2 protein-coding genes are annotated in these 1,194 nt (G+C 49.4%); one reads left to right on the top strand and one right to left on the bottom strand.

The features are described 5' to 3' along the window. A partial coding sequence (locus tag FA727_RS25695) for a hypothetical protein (RefSeq protein ID WP_206663868.1) occupies nt 1-193 on the top strand: 193 nt, incomplete at its 5' end. Nucleotides 194-573: 380 nt separating this feature from the next. Here the strand turns inward: FA727_RS25695 and FA727_RS25690 are convergent. After that, nucleotides 574-936: a hypothetical protein gene (locus tag FA727_RS25690; protein WP_158318980.1), complete on the bottom strand. Its 363-nt coding sequence runs from the start codon at nt 934-936 to the stop codon at nt 574-576. Between the last annotated feature and the right edge of the window lie 258 nt (nt 937-1,194).

The raw sequence follows: 1,194 nt of genomic DNA, 5'->3' as shown, positions 1-1,194 counted from the left end.
AATAGAGTTCGACGACATCCAAATCAAATTCAACCATAACATTATCAAGTTCAATCAAACGGCAACAGGTTCACTATCTAGTAATACGGCCTTAGTTCCCAAGGGTTGGAGGGGGAGGGTTGGAATGAATCACGATCTTGTGGATTTTCCTGCGACGGCTGAGATCCCCAAGTCCCCCAAGGTGACACAGTAGCATGTGGGTCTTGTGGTGCCGGCTGGGATCCGCATGTCCCCCAAGGCGACACCGTAACACCAGGCGACATATTAGCAGCAGGATCATTTGATGCCGCCGATAGACCCTGCACAAAGAATAATATATTGCACATGTGGGGAAAGAATTAAGTTACCAACATACAAACTAAAGCATTCATATATACTCACAGGTGTGTGTTGACGAGGCGCTGGGTACAATTGAATCTGTGGCGGAGGTATAGAGATCTGAGCACCCACATTCTGCATCCAAAGGTACATCTGGCTCATGGAGGCCTCTATTTGCTCCTGTTGGCTCCTCTCTTCTTGTAGCTGGGCCTGCAACGTAATATATGTTAGAATTCAAATTAATAGTGTCAGAATTTAAAAAATCTCGAAGCAAACAGAAATAACCTGTAGACTCACTATCTGCATCTGGTCAACGGTTTGTCTTGGGCGTATCGCATCGCTTCCGCTCGACGCCCTTGCTCGAATCTCGGAGAGTCTTGGAGTCGAGGCCGAGTCAATCGTGCCGTCACCCATCCAGTAACGCCCATGCTTTTTGCCTCCTCCTACCTCCATGACGATTCGTCCATCAAAGTTCTGGGTGCTTGGATCGTACTCCGACCCATGGACCTCCCTTGCCCTCTGTGTGTATGCACTAAGCCGTGGGGCGATTGTCGGATTGGTGTATGCTGTGGCCGGTGTCTCCATGCTGAAGTCAGTGTCTGCCGTCGCCTTGCCCATGTGAGCTAAAGCGTACGCCTTCACCTCGCCACAAGGCTGGCCACCATGTGAATCAGACTGCGGACAATGAGTGTAAGGTTGTTAGATATTTATCACTACGTTTGCGGTTGCCTCCGGCTCCTCCTCCATAGGTTCCCCATTAAAGTGTGCTTCACCAAAGTCATTTAACATGTCCCCTACCCCAGCTTTAGCATCATAATCCATGACGCGTTGTCTCACACCCTCCTCTCTCACGCGATCGTCGATTTCACCATGATA

Source organism: Robertmurraya kyonggiensis (genome assembly GCF_005116465.1).
In the GTDB taxonomy this organism is placed as follows: Bacteria; Bacillota; Bacilli; order Bacillales; family Cytobacillaceae; genus Robertmurraya; species Robertmurraya kyonggiensis.
Note: the sequence above shows the minus strand (reverse complement) of the source record. Positions and strands in the feature narration are given on the sequence as shown.